This window comes from Variovorax sp. P2_H12, assembly GCF_056403395.1.
The window spans coordinates 25,467-39,509 of record NZ_JBFUFO010000055.1; the positions used below are offsets into that span (position 1 = coordinate 25,467).

General features: G+C 68.1%; 14 protein-coding genes. 5 read left to right on the forward strand and 9 right to left on the reverse strand.

What is annotated here, in order from left to right; all coding sequences use genetic code 11:
• Positions 1-252: 252 nt before the first annotated feature.
• From mrdA to AC1DYK_RS31460, 4 genes are all read right to left on the reverse strand, one after another.
• Complete coding sequence (gene mrdA, locus AC1DYK_RS31445) at positions 253-2,196, reverse strand: penicillin-binding protein 2 (protein WP_478169882.1); 1,944 nt, start codon at positions 2,194-2,196, stop codon at positions 253-255.
• 18 nt (positions 2,197-2,214) lie between these two features.
• The gene (gene mreD / locus AC1DYK_RS31450) at positions 2,215-2,736 is read right to left on the reverse strand and encodes a rod shape-determining protein MreD (protein WP_478089403.1); all 522 of its coding nucleotides are present in this window, start codon (positions 2,734-2,736) and stop codon (positions 2,215-2,217) included.
• On the reverse strand, positions 2,733-3,734 hold the full coding sequence (mreC, locus tag AC1DYK_RS31455; protein WP_478169883.1) for a rod shape-determining protein MreC: 1,002 nt from the start codon (positions 3,732-3,734) through the stop codon (positions 2,733-2,735). Before mreC ends, mreD begins: the two co-directional genes overlap by 4 nt.
• Positions 3,735-3,869: 135 nt before the next feature.
• Positions 3,870-4,913 carry a rod shape-determining protein gene (locus AC1DYK_RS31460; RefSeq protein ID WP_077002382.1) on the reverse strand — a complete coding sequence of 348 codons (1,044 nt, stop codon included), beginning with the start codon at positions 4,911-4,913 and terminating at the stop codon, positions 3,870-3,872.
• Positions 4,914-5,137: 224 nt separating this feature from the next.
• Between AC1DYK_RS31460 and gatC the strand changes: the two genes are divergently transcribed.
• From gatC to gatB, 3 genes are read left to right on the forward strand one after another with little or no spacing between them, the layout of a single operon-like run.
• Positions 5,138-5,437: an Asp-tRNA(Asn)/Glu-tRNA(Gln) amidotransferase subunit GatC gene (gatC, locus tag AC1DYK_RS31465; RefSeq protein WP_478089406.1), complete on the forward strand. Its 300-nt coding sequence runs from the start codon at positions 5,138-5,140 to the stop codon at positions 5,435-5,437.
• Positions 5,434-6,921, forward strand: a complete 1,488-nt coding sequence (gene gatA / locus AC1DYK_RS31470; protein WP_478169884.1) for an Asp-tRNA(Asn)/Glu-tRNA(Gln) amidotransferase subunit GatA — start codon at positions 5,434-5,436, stop codon at positions 6,919-6,921. Before gatC ends, gatA begins: the two co-directional genes overlap by 4 nt.
• 1 nt (position 6,922) lies before the next feature.
• On the forward strand, positions 6,923-8,413 hold the full coding sequence (gene gatB / locus AC1DYK_RS31475; RefSeq protein ID WP_478169885.1) for an Asp-tRNA(Asn)/Glu-tRNA(Gln) amidotransferase subunit GatB: 1,491 nt from the start codon (positions 6,923-6,925) through the stop codon (positions 8,411-8,413).
• A gap of 151 nt (positions 8,414-8,564) precedes the next feature.
• Here the strand turns inward: gatB and AC1DYK_RS31480 are convergent, their stop codons facing one another.
• The 3 genes from AC1DYK_RS31480 to pyrE are packed head-to-tail and all read right to left on the reverse strand — an operon-like array spanning position 8,565 to position 10,973.
• Complete coding sequence (locus tag AC1DYK_RS31480; RefSeq protein WP_478169886.1) at positions 8,565-9,554, reverse strand: acyltransferase family protein; 990 nt, start codon at positions 9,552-9,554, stop codon at positions 8,565-8,567.
• A gap of 39 nt (positions 9,555-9,593) precedes the next feature.
• On the reverse strand, positions 9,594-10,265 hold the full coding sequence (locus AC1DYK_RS31485; RefSeq protein ID WP_478169887.1) for a DUF4124 domain-containing protein: 672 nt from the start codon (positions 10,263-10,265) through the stop codon (positions 9,594-9,596).
• A gap of 24 nt (positions 10,266-10,289) precedes the next feature.
• Positions 10,290-10,973 carry an orotate phosphoribosyltransferase gene (pyrE, locus tag AC1DYK_RS31490; protein WP_478169888.1) on the reverse strand — a complete coding sequence of 228 codons (684 nt, stop codon included), beginning with the start codon at positions 10,971-10,973 and terminating at the stop codon, positions 10,290-10,292.
• 13 nt (positions 10,974-10,986) lie between these two features.
• Between pyrE and AC1DYK_RS31495 the strand changes: the two genes are divergently transcribed.
• Positions 10,987-11,790 carry an exodeoxyribonuclease III gene (locus tag AC1DYK_RS31495; protein WP_478169889.1) on the forward strand — a complete coding sequence of 268 codons (804 nt, stop codon included), beginning with the start codon at positions 10,987-10,989 and terminating at the stop codon, positions 11,788-11,790.
• Positions 11,791-12,022: 232 nt separating this feature from the next.
• Entirely contained in the window at positions 12,023-12,214 is a 192-nt protein-coding gene (locus tag AC1DYK_RS31500) for a hypothetical protein (protein WP_478169890.1), read from the forward strand.
• Here AC1DYK_RS31500 and AC1DYK_RS31505 read toward each other — a convergent pair.
• Together AC1DYK_RS31505 and AC1DYK_RS31510 are read right to left on the reverse strand one after the other, a co-directional pair.
• The gene (locus AC1DYK_RS31505) at positions 12,148-12,933 is read right to left on the reverse strand and encodes a GntR family transcriptional regulator (RefSeq protein ID WP_478169891.1); all 786 of its coding nucleotides are present in this window, start codon (positions 12,931-12,933) and stop codon (positions 12,148-12,150) included. The two genes, AC1DYK_RS31500 and AC1DYK_RS31505, sit on opposite strands and share 67 nt — an antisense overlap.
• Before the next feature lie 10 nt (positions 12,934-12,943).
• Positions 12,944-13,609 carry a cysteine hydrolase family protein gene (locus AC1DYK_RS31510; RefSeq protein ID WP_478169892.1) on the reverse strand — a complete coding sequence of 222 codons (666 nt, stop codon included), beginning with the start codon at positions 13,607-13,609 and terminating at the stop codon, positions 12,944-12,946.
• Positions 13,610-14,043 lie beyond the last annotated feature (434 nt).

Consider the following 14,043-nt stretch of genomic DNA (forward strand, 5'->3'; position numbering starts at 1 on the left):
GGCACTTCGTGTCCGGGCGCCCACCCCCTACCGGGGGCAACACCAGCGGCCCGGCAAAGCCGGTTCCGCGGTGTTTCACCAACGGGCCTGGCTGCGCCGGCCGGTGAATAGTGGCGCTGTGGTTGTTCGGCGGCGGCGCGCAGCGCACGCCTGTTCGTGGGCAGTCGCGGAACCGGCTTCGCCGGGCCGCTGGCTGCGCCCCCGGTAGGGGGTGGGCGGGCTACACGAAGTGAGCCCAACCTGGGGGCGAGCTCAATCCTGCCAGGCGACTTCGCTCGCCACGCGCGGCTTGCCGATCGGCGCCGTGGCCTTGCCGATCTGGATCGCCGCCATGTCGGCCTCGCTCGGGTACTGGTTCATGAGCCAGTAGTCGAACACGCGGCGCGCGATCGGCGCCGCGGCGCCCGCGCCCCAGCCGGCGTTCTCGACGATCAGCGCCACCGCGATCTTCGGGTCGTTGACCGGCGCGAAGGCCATGAACAGGGCGTGGTCGCGCTGGTGCTCCTCGAGCGCCTTGGCGTTGTACTTGGTGTTCTGCGCCTGCGTCACGGCCTGCGCGGTGCCTGTCTTGCCCGCCGCCTGGTAGCCGGCGCCCGCGAACACGCCGCGCGCCGTGCCGGCGGTGACCACCGCGGTCAAGCCCTCGCGGATCACGGCGATGTCGGCCGGCTTGTAGCCGAGGTTCTCGGCCGGCGGCTGCACCACCGGCTTGACCTCTCCGGTGACCGTGTCGCGGATCGCCAGCACCAGGTGCGGCCGATGCTTGATGCCGCCATCGGCCACGATCGAGGTCGCCTGCGCCAGCTGCAGCATCGTGAAGGTGTTGTAGCCCTGGCCGATGCCCAGCGAGATGGTCTCGCCGGCATACCACTTCTTCTGCTCGGGCCGGCGGTAGGCGTGGCGCTTCCACTCGGTGCTGGGCAGCACGCCGCGGACCTCGCCGCCGATGTCGATGCCGGTGATCTGGCCGAAGCCCAGCGGCTTCATCGCGTCGTGAATCAGGTCCACGCCCATCTCGTTGGCCAGCGAGTAGTAATAGATGTTGCTCGACAGCTGGATCGAGCGGCGCATGTCGACGTTGCCGATGTTGCCTTCGGGGCTGCCGAAGCGGTGGCCGCCGAAGTTGAAGTAGCCGGGATCGTTGACCAGCACGCTGGGGCCGCGCTTGCCGGTCTGCAGCGCAGCCAGCGCCATGAAGGGCTTGTAGGTCGAACCCGGCGGATAGGTGCCGCGCAATGCACGGTTGAGCAGCGGCTTGTCGAGCGACTCGCTGAGCTCCTTCCAGCTCTCGGTGTCGATGCCCTCGACGAACAGGTTCGGATCGAAGGTGGGCTTGCTCACGAAGGCCAGGATCTCGCCGGTCTTGGGGTCGAAGGCGACCAGGGCGCCGCGGCGCTCGCCGTACATGTCCTCGACCAGCTTCTGCAGCTTGATGTCGAGCGACAGCATGACCGTGTTGCCGGGCGTCGCCGGATGGGCGGCGAGCCGCCGCACGGCGCGGCCGCCGGCCGAGGTCTCCATCTGCTCGACGCCGGTCTGGCCGTGCAGCGTCTTCTCGTAGCTCTGCTCGACGCCGAGCTTGCCGATGTACTCGGTGCCCTTGTAGTTGGCCAGGTCCTCGTCTTCCCAGTCTTCCATCGCCGTCTTCTCGGCCTGGTTGATGCGGCCGATGTAGCCCAGCACGTGGCTGGCCAGCTCGCCGTGGGGATAGTTGCGGAACAGCCGGGCCTTGATCTCCACGCCCGGAAAGCGGTAGCGCTGGGCCGCGAAGCGAGCCACTTCCTCGTCGCTCAGGCGGGTGCGGATCGGCACCGAGTCGAAGCTGCGCGAGTCTTCCCGCAGCCGCTTGAAGCGGCGGCGGTCGCGCGGCGAGATCTCGAGCACCTCGGTCAGGTCATCGATGGTGTCCTCGAGATTGCCGGCCTTGGAGGGCGTGATCTCGAGCGTGTAGGCGGAGTAGTTGGAGGCCAGGACGATCCCGCTGCGGTCGAGGATCAGGCCGCGGTTCGGCACCACCGGCACGATCGCCGTGCGGTTGCTCTCGGCCTGCTCGGCCAGGTCTTCGTGCCGGACCACCTGCAGGTAGGCCAGCCGCGTGCACAGCAGCCCGAAGGCCACGAGCACGACCCCGCCGATCACGATCACTCGCCGCCTGAAACGGGAGAGGTCGGCGGCAACGTTGCGGATTTCGGTCATGCAGCAGCGGGCGCCATCTTAGAGCGGCCGGTTGGCATCGGGTTCCGGGGTTCGGCGCTGCGGCGCCAGCAACACCAGGCTGACCAGCGGCCACAGGGCGGCCTCCAGTGCCGGTGCCAGCAGCAGCGTCCAGCCCGGGAAGACGCCGCCGCCGATCATGCGGATCGCGAGCTCGATCAGGTGCGACAGCGCGAACAGCGGCAGCACCTGCAGCGCCTGCGAGAAGAGCGGGAACCACAGCAGGCGCCGGTGCACCATGGTCGCCAGGAAACCGAGCGTGGTGTAGGACAGGGCATGCTGCCCGAGCATCGCGGCCTGGTGCACGTCCATCAGCAGGCCGAAGACGAAGGCCGCACCGATGCCGATGCGCGCCGGCTGGTGCACGCTCCAGAACACGATCACCAGCGCCAGCAGGTCGGGCGTCCAGGCGGCGCGGCCGAGCGGCACCATGTTGAACAGCAGGGCCATGATCAGGCTGGCCCACATGAACAGAGGACTGACGGGCAGCAGAAGCTGCTGCTGGCCGGGACGCATGATCATCGCGGGGCCGCTTCCTTCTTGTCGGTCTTCTTGGCCGCTTTCGCATCCGCCTTGGCGTCGGCCTTGGCATCCGCCTTGTCGGCCTTCTTCTTCGCGGCGACGGCCGAGGGGGAGTTGGGCGGGGTCGGCTTCGGCACCGCCTGGGCACCGGTGGGCGCGAGCACGAGCACATAGCGCGCCGCGCTCACACGGGCCACGGGCAGGCAATGGATGCGCGCGAAGGCGGAGTCGGCACGGCGCTCGATGCGGTCGATCTTCGCCACCGGCAGACCCGGCGGATAGACCCCGTCGACACCGCTGGTGGTCAGCACGTCGCCTTCCTGCACATCCGAATTCGCCTGCATGAAACGCAGCTCGAGCCCGCCGCCGTGCGCGCTGGCGTCGCCGAAGGCCACGCTGCGCGCGCCGGTGCGCACGTTCTGCACCGGGATCGCCAGGTCACGGTCGATCACCAGCGTGATCTCGCTAGAGAAGGGCTGCACCTGCGTCACCTGGCCGAGCACGCCGAGCTCGTCGATCGCCGGCGAGCCGGGCACGATGCCGTTGGTGAGGCCCTGGTCGATCACCAGCTTGCGGGTGTACGGATCGGCCGCGTCGTAGAGCACCTCGGCCACCCGGCCCGGGGTCTGGGTGGTCTGGCGCAGTTCGAGCATGGAGCGCAGGCGCGCGTTCTCCTGCGCGAGGGTGTCGGCCTGGCTGGCGCGCTCGGACTGCAGCGCGAGCGCCTTGCGGGCGTCCGCCTCGTTGCCTTGCGCGGTCTGCAGGTCCTCCAGGTAGCGCCCCCCGCCGGCCACCAGCTGCACCGGCTTGAGCGCCAGCCACTGCACCGGATAGAGCACCGTGCCGATCGCCAGCCGGATCGGCTGCACAAGGTGGAAGCGCGCGTCGGCCACCATCAGGAACAGCGCCAGCGCGCTGAAGAAGATCAGCTTGCTCAGCGCCGACGGCCCCTGGTTGAAGAGGGGCGGTGCGGTTCGATCGAGGGTGCCAAGCGGCATGACGCTTTATGCCACGACAGCAGCGCTATTTAAATGGTTCGGGAGGTGCCGCGGAACCGGCTCCGCCGGGCCGCAGGCGCCGCCCCCGGCAGGGGGTGGGAGCGCGACACGAAGTGCGCGCGACCTGGGGGCGAGCTATTCACTGGTGAAGATGCTTCCCAGGCGGTCCATGCGCTCGAGTGCGATGCCGCAACCGCGCACCACGCACGTCAGCGGGTCTTCGGCCACCAGCACCGGCAGTCCGGTCTCTTCGGCCAGCAGGCGGTCGAGGTCGCGCAGCAGCGCGCCGCCGCCGGTCAGCATCATGCCGCGCTCGGCGATGTCGGCGCCGAGTTCGGGCGGGGTCTGTTCGAGCGCGTTCTTGACCGCCGAGACGATGTTGTTGAGCGGATCGGTCAGGGCTTCCAGCACTTCGTTGCTGCTGATCGTGAAGCTGCGCGGCACGCCTTCGCTGAGGTTGCGGCCCTTGACTTCCATCTCCTTGACTTCGGAGCCCGGAAAGGCCGAGCCGATGTTCTTCTTGATGACTTCGGCCGTCGGCTCGCCGATCAGCATGCCGTAGTTGCGGCGGATGTAGTTGATGATGGCCTCGTCGAAGCGGTCGCCGCCGACGCGCACGCTGCCCTTGTAGACCATGCCGCCGAGCGAGATCACGCCGACTTCGGTGGTGCCGCCGCCGATGTCGACCACCATCGAGCCGCTGGCCTCGGACACCGGCAGGCCGGCGCCGATCGCGGCGGCCATGGGTTCCTCGATCAGGTAGACCGAGGTGGCGCCGGCCGCTTCGGCCGCGTCCTTGATCGCGCGGCGCTCGACCTGGGTCGAGCCGCAGGGCACGCAGATGATGATCCGCGGGCTCGGCGTGAGCAGCGAGCGCGGGTGCACCATCTTGATGAACTGCTTGATCATCTGCTCGGTGATCACGAAGTCGGCGATCACGCCGTCCTTCATCGGGCGGATGGCCTCGATGTTGCCGGGCACCTTGCCGAGCATCGCCTTGGCTTCGCGGCCCACGGCCTGGATCACCTTCTTGCCGTGCGGGCCGCCTTCGTGGCGGATCGCGACGACCGAGGGCTCGTCCAGGACGATGCCCTTGTTGCGAGCGAAGATCAGGGTGTTGGCGGTGCCGAGGTCGATCGCCAGGTCGGTCGAGAAGTACCGACGAAAAGCTCCAAACATGGTGGAATCCTCTGGGGCACGGCATGCGCGTCGGCAGCCATCGCCCTCTTTTTTGGGTCGTGTGACGGGTGGTTTGAAACGTTTTTGCGGCAAATGCCGGCGCGTTCGCGGGGGTTGCGGCAAAGGCGGGATAATACCCGAATCCCCTGACTCTCCCGCGGTTTCACGCACCTTTGCGGGGGGTGAACACGCCCGATTTTTGCGTCAGAACGCTCTTTTTTTCGATGTCCCTCACTTCCAACGATATCGCGCGCATCGCCTCGCTCGCGCGGCTCCAGCTGGCCCCCGACGAAAGCGAGCGCATGCTCGGCCAGATCAACGGCTTCTTCGACCTGGTCGAGCGCATGCGCGCGGTCGACACCGCCGGCGTCGAGCCGCTGGCCCATCCGGTCGCCGCCATCGAGGACATCACGCTTCGGCTGGCCGATGACGTGGTGAGCGAGCCCAACAACCGCGAGGCCAACCAGCGCAGTGCGCCGGCGGTCGAGAACGGCCTGTTCCTGGTCCCGAAGGTGATTGAATGAGCGGCGAACTTCACCAGATGGGCGTGGCCGGGCTGGCCGCGGCCCTGCGCGAGCGCAAGGTGTCGGCGGTCGAGGCCGCCCAGCATCATTTTTTCCGGATCCGGGCCCACCAGGACCTCGGCGCCTTCGTGGCGCTCGACGAAGACCTCACGCTGGCCCAGGCCCGCGCCGCCGATGCCCGCATCGCCGCCGGCTCCGGCGCGGTGCTGGAGGGCGTGCCGATAGCCCACAAGGACATCTTCGTCACCGCCGACCTGCCGACCACCGCCGGCTCGCGCATCCTGGCGGGCTACCGCTCGCCCTTCGACGCCACCGTGGTGCGCAAGCTGGCCGAGGCCGGCGCCGTGACATTGGGCAAGCTGAGCTGCGACGAGTTCGCGATGGGCTCGGCCAACGAGAACGTCGCCGTGCCCGCGATCGGCTTCGACCACGCGGTGCCGGTGCGCAACCCGTGGGACACCGACCGCATCCCCGGCGGCTCCTCGGGCGGCAGCGCCGTGGCCGTGGCCGCCGGCCTGGCGCCGGCCGCCACCGGCACCGACACCGGCGGCTCGATCCGCCAGCCGGCCTCCTTCTGCGGCGTCACCGGCATCAAGCCGACCTACGGCCGCGCCTCGCGCTACGGCATGGTCGCCTTCGCCTCCAGCCTCGACCAGGCCGGCCCGATGGCCCGCTCGGCCGAGGACTGCGCCCTGCTGCTGTCGGCGATGTGCGGGCCCGACCCCGACCGCGACTCGACCTCGCTGGCCCGCCCGGCCGAGGACTTCTCGCGCTCGCTCAAGGATTCTCTGGAGGGCTTGCGCATCGGTGTGCCGAAGGAATTCTTCGGCGAAGGCGTGGCGCCCGGCGTGCGCGCCGCGGTCGACGCCGCGCTGGCCGAGTACGAGAAGCTCGGCGCGCGCCGCGTCGAGATCACGCTGCCGCGCACCGAGCTGTCGATTCCCGTCTACTACATCATCGCGGCGGCCGAGGCCTCGAGCAACCTGAGCCGCTTCGACGGCGTCAAGTTCGGTCACCGCGCCAAGAACTACCGCGACCTGGCCGACATGTACGCCCAGACCCGCGAGGAAGGCTTCGGCGACGAGGTCAAGCGCCGCATCATGATCGGCACCTACGTGCTCTCGCACGGCTACTACGACGCCTACTACCTGCAGGCGCAGAAGGTGCGCCGCATGATCGCGGACGACTTCCAGCAGGCCTTCGCCCAGTGCGACGTGATCGCCGGCCCGGCCGCGCCCAGCGTGGCCTGGAAGCTCGGTGAACACGGCGGCGACCCGGTGGCCGACTACCTCGCCGACATCTTCACGCTGCCAGCCTCGCTCGCCGGCCTGCCCGGCATGAGCGTGCCGGCGGGCTTCGACGGCGGCCTGCCGGTCGGCGTGCAGCTGATCGGCAACTACTTCGCCGAGGCGAAGCTGCTCAACGCGGCGCACCGCTTCCAGCAGGCCACCGACTGGCACCAGCGCAAGCCCGAAGGCTTTTGACATGACGACGCAGCAAGACATCACCGAACAATTGCAGGCCGGCCGGCCCACCGGCCCGCTGGTCCGCGGCTATGAAGTCATCATCGGCTTCGAGACCCATGCCCAGCTCTCGACCGCCTCGAAGATCTTCAGCCGCGCCTCGACCGCCTTCGGCGCCGAGCCCAACACGCAGGCCTGCGCGGTCGACCTGGCGCTGCCCGGCACGCTGCCGGTCATGAACAAGGGCGCGGTCGAGCGCGCCATCAAGCTGGGCCTGGCGCTGGGCTCGACGATCGCGCCGCGCAGCGTGTTCGCGCGCAAGAACTACTTCTATCCCGACCTGCCCAAGGGCTACCAGATCAGCCAGTTCGAGATCCCGGTCGTGCAGGGCGGCTCGGTCAGCTTCTTCCTCGGCGACGAGCCCAAGACCGTGCGCCTGGTGCGCGCCCACCTCGAGGAGGACGCCGGCAAGTCGCTGCACGAGGACTTCATCGGCCAGTCGGGCATCGACCTGAACCGCGCCGGCACGCCGCTGCTCGAGATCGTGACCGAGCCCGACATGCGCTCCACCGCCGAGGCCGTGGCCTATGCGCGCGAGCTGCACAAGATCGTCACCTGGATCGGCATCTGCGACGGCAACATGCAGGAAGGCAGCTTCCGCTGCGATGCCAACGTCTCGGTGCGCAAGCCCGGCGACAAGCTCGGCACGCGGCGCGAGATCAAGAACCTCAACAGCTTCAAGTTCATGCAGCAGGCGATCGACTACGAGATCCGCTGGCAGATCGAGGAGATCGAGGACGGCCGCCAGGTCCAGCAGGCCACCGTGCTGTTCGACCCCGACACGGGCGAGACCCGCGCGATGCGCACCAAGGAAGACGCGGCCGACTACCGCTACTTCCCCGACCCCGACCTGCCGCCGCTGGCGATCGCGGCCGAATGGATCGAGCGCGTGCGCGCCGAAATGCCCGAGCTGCCGCGCGCGATGGCCGAGCGCTACGTGCGCGATCACGGCCTGTCGGACTACGACGCCGCGCAGCTCACGCAGAGCCCGGCCCTGGCGAACTACTTCCAGGGCGCAGTGGCCGCCGGCGCCAATGCCAAGCTGGCGAGCAACTGGATCACGGGCGAGATCGCACGGCGCCTGAACCAGCAGGACATCGCGATCAGCGAAGCCCCGGTGACGGCAGCGCAACTCGCGAAGCTGGTCGAACGCATCGGCGACGGCACGATCTCGAACAATGCGGCGCGCCAGGTCTTCGACGCCCTCTGGACCGGCGAAGGCCAGGACGTCGACACGCTGATCGAGGCCAAGGGTCTGAAGCAGATGAGCGACAGCGGCGCGCTCGAGAAGATCATCGACGGCGTTCTGGCCACCAACCAGAAGAACATCGACGAGTACCGCGCCGGCAAGGAGAAGGCTTTCAACGCGCTGGTCGGCCAGGTCATGAAGGCCAGCCAGGGCAAGGCCAACCCGGCGCAGGTCAATGCGCTGCTGAAAGCCAAGCTGGGGTAGGTAGCTCGCCCCCAGGTTGCCCGCACTTCGTGTCGGGCGCCCACCCCCTACCGGGGGCAACACCAGCGGCCCGGCGAAGCCGGTTCCGCGGTGTTTCACCAATGGGCCTGGCTGCGCCGGCCGGATCGGGGCGTGCCGCGCTGGCATTGCTTCAGGTGCGCGCGGCGGCCTTGGGCTGGCGCTGCTGCAGCGCCCGTGTTGCCGATATCGGCAGCCGTTGCGACCACTCGCTCGATGGCTTCTCGACCAGCCTGAAAAGCAGGTAGGCCGCCGCAGTGCACACCGCAACGCCGATCGGCACCCACACGGCGTGCAGCGACTCCGGCGTGCGGGGGAGCACCAGGTTGAGCAGTTTCACCCCGAGCGGGAAATGGATGAGATACAGGGAATAGGAAATGGAGCCCAGGAAAAGCGCCACCCTCAGCCGCATCGCCGGCAGGTAGCGGATCGCCAGGTAGCACGAGAGGCCTGCCGCCAGTTCGGGGTAGGAGGACTTCGGTATGGCGGCGGCGGCGGCCAGCAGGACCAGCCCTGCGGCCTCGGCCGTGGGGATCCGAAGGATGGCGACGTAGCAGGCCACGAATCCCATCAGGAAATAGGGAAGATGGCGGACGACGTCCAGATGGTCGGCCCCGAACGCGGCGACCGCGGCACAGACACAGAACGAGAGGATGCGGACCAGGCGGCGCCGCGAGAACAGGAGCGGAAAGAAAATGGAGATGAAAAGGTAATATTTCATCTCCACGATGAGCGTCCATATCACCGGATTCTCGCCCGGGACGTCCAGGTACAGGAAATACTGCGACAGCTGCAGCACCGAGATCTTCGGCGCCTCGCCCTTGACCATCGCGGCCCCCAGCGAGAGCGTGAACGTGAACAGCAGCGCGACGGCGTACGTGGGCTGCAGGCGCAACAGCCGCTTGAGCCAGAACCGGCCGATGTCCGTGATCCGGTACTCACCCTTCAGAAGGCTGTAGGGAATGATGTAGCCCGAGATGACGAAGAACACCTGGACGCCGACCGCCCCGTGCTTCGCGAGATCGGCCGCTGCCCCCGACAGTGCTGGAGCGAAGTGGCAAATGCACACCATCAACGCCGCGAGGCCGCGCAGATAGTCCAGCGTGAAGATCCGGTTGCCCATGCGACTGTTTCCTTGGATGCAGTCAGGGCGCGCCGTTCGCTACCGCGCTGAAGCGGCAGCCGCGTTCGACGCCCAGAGCGGCTTGAGACGCGCCTGTTCCTCGTCGAAGCGCGCATTCAGGCGCTTCTTTTCCTCTTCCTGCTCGCCGATGAAGCGGTTCTGCACCGCGACGCTCCTGGCGTTGTCTTCCATCTTGCGACGCACCGCTTCGGGGGCCTTGCTCGGGTCCTTCTTGTAGAACTCGAGCTCGTCGTCGACCTTCTTGCGGTCCTCGGCCAGTTCGCCCAGGCGCTTCCTGGCGGCCTGGATGACGACGTCGATCTGTACCAGGGCCTCGGCGCGCTCGCGGTCGTGGGTTGCCGGGTTGGGGTAGCGCACCAGCAGCGCTCGCTCGCGCCGCCGCTCTTCCAGCAGCCGGGCCGCCTGCAGTTGCGTCAGGCGTTCCCGCTCCTCGCGCTCGGCCTGCTCGCGCGCCGTGTAGGTCGGCTCGACCTTGCGGCGCATGGTGCCGCTCGGGTTGAGTTCGCGCTGTTCGCGGTCGATGCAGTCGGGGATCGGGCGGTCGGCCGTGAGGGTGCGCCCGCGCGCGTCGGTGCAACTGTAGATGCCGGCGGAGGCGGATGGCGTGCGCGCGGGCTGCTGTGCCTGCACCGCGCCGGCCGCAGCCAGCGAGAACGCCAGAAATGCCTTCAGTGCTTGCTTGCTCGCCAACATCAATCCTTCAGATGGGTTGAATCAGCCCGCGCCGTAACGTGCCCGGTACGCCAGCACGTGCTGGCGGTGGGTGCCCAGCTCGTCATCCGCGCGGCCCGAGAGATACTGTAACAAGTCGTCCAGCGATGCAATGGAAATTACTACAAGTCCGAGCTGATTGCGTACATATTGCACGGCGCTGTGGTCCACGTCGACCCCGTTCTCGGTCGCCTTTTCCTGCCGGTCCAGTGCGATCGCGACCGCGTGCGGCGTGGCGCCGGCAGCGCGGATGGCGGCGATCGATTCGCGCACCGCGGTGCCGGCCGACATCACGTCGTCGACGATCAGCACCCGGCCCTTGAGCGGGGCGCCGACCAGCGTGCCGCCTTCGCCATGGTCCTTGGCTTCCTTGCGGTTGTAGGCGAAGGGCACGTTGCGGCCGCGCCGCGCGAGCTCGGCCGCCACCGTGGCGCCGAGCGGAATGCCCTTGTACGCCGGGCCGAAGATCATGTCGAACTCCACCCCGCTGGCGATCAACCGGTCTGCATAGAATTCGGCCAGCCGCGCGAGCTTGGCGCCATCGTCGAACAGGCCCGCGTTGAAGAAATACGGGCTGAGGCGGCCGGCCTTGGTCTTGAACTCGCCGAAGCGCAGCACCCCCGACTCCAGCGCAAACTGCACGAACGCCTGTGCCAGTGCGCCGTCCTTTTCCATCTTTTCAGCCATAGGGAATGTCCTCGTGTTCAAACTGACCAGCCTCAACCTCAACGGCCTGCGATCGGCTGCCACCAAGGGCGTCGCCGACTGGGTGGCCGAACTGGCGCCGGATTGTATTTGCATGCAGGAAATCCGCGTCCAGGCCAGCGACATCGAGGGGCGCTTCGAAGAGATGGCGGGCCTGAAGGGCCACTTCCATTTCGCCGAGAAGAAAGGTTACGCCGGCACTGCGATCTACACCAGGCATGCGCCCAGCGAGGTGGTGGTGGGCTGGGGCGATGCCGAATTCGATGCCGAGGGCCGCTACCTCGAGCTGCGCTTCGACACGCCTAACGCCAAGCTCTCGATCATCAGCTGCTACTTCCCCAGCGGCTCGTCGGGCGAAGAGCGGCAGGCGGCGAAGTTCCGCTTTCTCAAGGGCTTCTTTCCGCACCTGCGCGCACTGAAGCGCGAACGCGAGTTCATCCTGTGCGGCGACATCAACATCGCGCACCAGGAGATCGACCTCAAGAACTGGCGCGGCAACCAGAAGAACAGCGGCTTCCTGCCCGAGGAGCGCGCCTGGATGACGAAGCTGCTCGACGCCGGCGCCGAGGGCGCGGGACTGGTCGACGTCTACCGGATGCTCAAGCCCGAGACCACCGGCGACGCCTACACCTGGTGGAGCAACCGCGGCCAGGCCTATGCGAACAACGTGGGGTGGCGGCTGGACTACCACCTGGCGACGCCGAAGCTCGGCGCCCTGGCGCGACATGAGGCGATCTTCAAGACCATCAAGTTCAGCGACCACGCGCCGATCACGGTGGACTACGACTTTTCCCTGTGAACGCCGGCGCAGCCATCTGGCGCGCCTGCCCGCCTCGATCGCCGGTGCGTCGCGCGCGACCAGCCCGATGATCCAATCCGGCCTCTCGCGCCGGAAAACAGTCGACCCGCAGAACCTACAGCCAGCCCCGTTGCACCGTGAGAAAGGCCCGGGCGTGTGGGCACCGGCCTGAAGCTGCCATGCGCCCACTGCGGACGAGCGATTTTCACACGATCGTTACAAGAAGTGACGGATGCCGTCGGAAGTCGTTTCGAGCGACGACCGCGACGTGGTGGCCCGCGACATCGAGGACCGGGGCTTTCCGCGCGGCGAGCTGGTGCTGGCCAGCCTGCGCGGACGCCAGTTGCCGGTCATCGCCTATGCGTTCGCGGAATTCTTGCGCAAGCGGCTGACGGAAACGGCGGGCACGGCCTCGGCGGCCTGAGCCCGCCCCGCGTGCCGCGCCATGTGCATCTCGTGCAGCGTGATCTTGCGCACCTCGGCCTGGCTGGTCTCGATGTGCGCGCGCAGCAGCATGGCGGCCTGGTCGCCGCGGTTGGCGCGGATCGCCTTCAGGATCTTGGCGTGCTCGTCGTAGGTCGCGTCGATGCGCGGCTGCTTGGTGAAGTCGAGCCGGCGGATGATCCGGATGCGGTCGGTGACGTCGCGGTGCACGCGCGCCATCTCGGCATTGCCGGCGGCCGCGACCAGGGAGCAATGGAAGGCCTCGTCCCACTGCGCCACCTGCACCGAGTCGGCGCTGCGCTGGGCGGCGGGCACCAGCCAGATGCCGGCCAGCGTGTCGAGCAGGCTGCGGTCGACGCGATGGTCGCTCTCGCAGAGCCGGTGCACGGCCGTGGTCTCGAGCACCATGCGCAGGTCGTAGAGCTGCTCGAACTGTTCGAAGTCGAAGGGCAGCACGCGCCAGCCGCTGCGGAACAGGACTTCGACGTAGCCTTCCTGCTGCAGCCTGAAAAGCGCCTGGCGCACCGGCGTGCGCGAGACGCCGAGGCGCTCGCTGATCTCGTTCTCGGTGAAGCGGTCGCCCGGGACCAGGCTGAACTCGGCGACGTCGCGCTTGAGCTGCGCATAGACCTCGTCGGCCCGGGTGCGGAACACGGGTGCCGATGCAGCGGACTGGGAAGGCGTTCGGACGGTCGTCACACCGGCCATGTTAGTGCGTGCCCAGCGCGGCCAGCAAGGCGGCGCTCGGCGCGGTCCAGCCGACGATCGCGCCCTGGGCGCGGATCATCTCGATGGCGGCCGCCTTGAAGGCGGGGAAGTAGCTCTCGGTGCAGTCCTCGAGCAGCAGGCAGTCGAAGCCGCGGTCGTTGGCCTCGCGCATGCTGGTCTGCACGCAGACCTCGGTGGTGACGCCGCCGAACAGCAGGTGGGTGATGCCGCGCCGCTTCAGCGTCTCGTGCAGGGCGGTGGCGTAGAAGGCGCCCTTGCCGGGCTTGTCGACCACGATCTCGCCTTCGATGGGTGCCAGCGCATCGATGATCTGGTTGCCCGGTTCGCCCATCACGAGGATGCGGCCCATGGGGCCGACGTCGCCGATGCGCAAGGCGGGATTGCCGCGGTTGCGCTTGGCCGGTGGGCAGTCGGAGAGGTCGGGCTTGTGGGCCTCTCTGGTATGGACGACGAGGCCGCCTGCCGTTCGCCAGGCTTCGAGGGCCTTCTTTGTGGCAGGGACGATGGCCTCGAGCAGGGAGACGTCGTTGCCCAGGCTTTCTCCGAAGCCGCCGGGCTCGATGAAGTCCCGTTGCATGTCGATGAGGACGAGGGCGGTTTGGGCGATGTCGAATTCGTAGATGAAGGGCTGGGCTTCTATCTTCATGACTTGGCTTTCGAAGGTTCTTGGTTGCATGCAGAGGGGTGGCGGCGGCGGGCGGTATGCCCTGGACCGGCCGACGTCACCGGCCGCTTCGCGGCTGCCCTGCGCTGCTCGCGACAGGCGGGGTCCGCGCAAACTCGCTCCACTGCGTTGCGCTCAAACACGCGCGGCCCTTTATCCGCCTGCCGCTGCGCTGCTCGGCGGTGCCTCAACGGCCGGCCCAGGGCATACCGCCCGCCACCGCGGACAGGTCGGGGTTGCATCGGCGTTGGAGACGTCGGGATTGCTCGCACACCCCAAAGCCCGGCATGCGGTGCGGGACGGGCGATCCCCTCTGCGCCGCTGAGCAGCGCAGCCTTTCGCGGATCAGGGCTCGCGACTGTCTGAGCCGAAGGCGAGTTTGAGCGAGACCCCGCGAAAGGCGAGCAGCGCAAGGC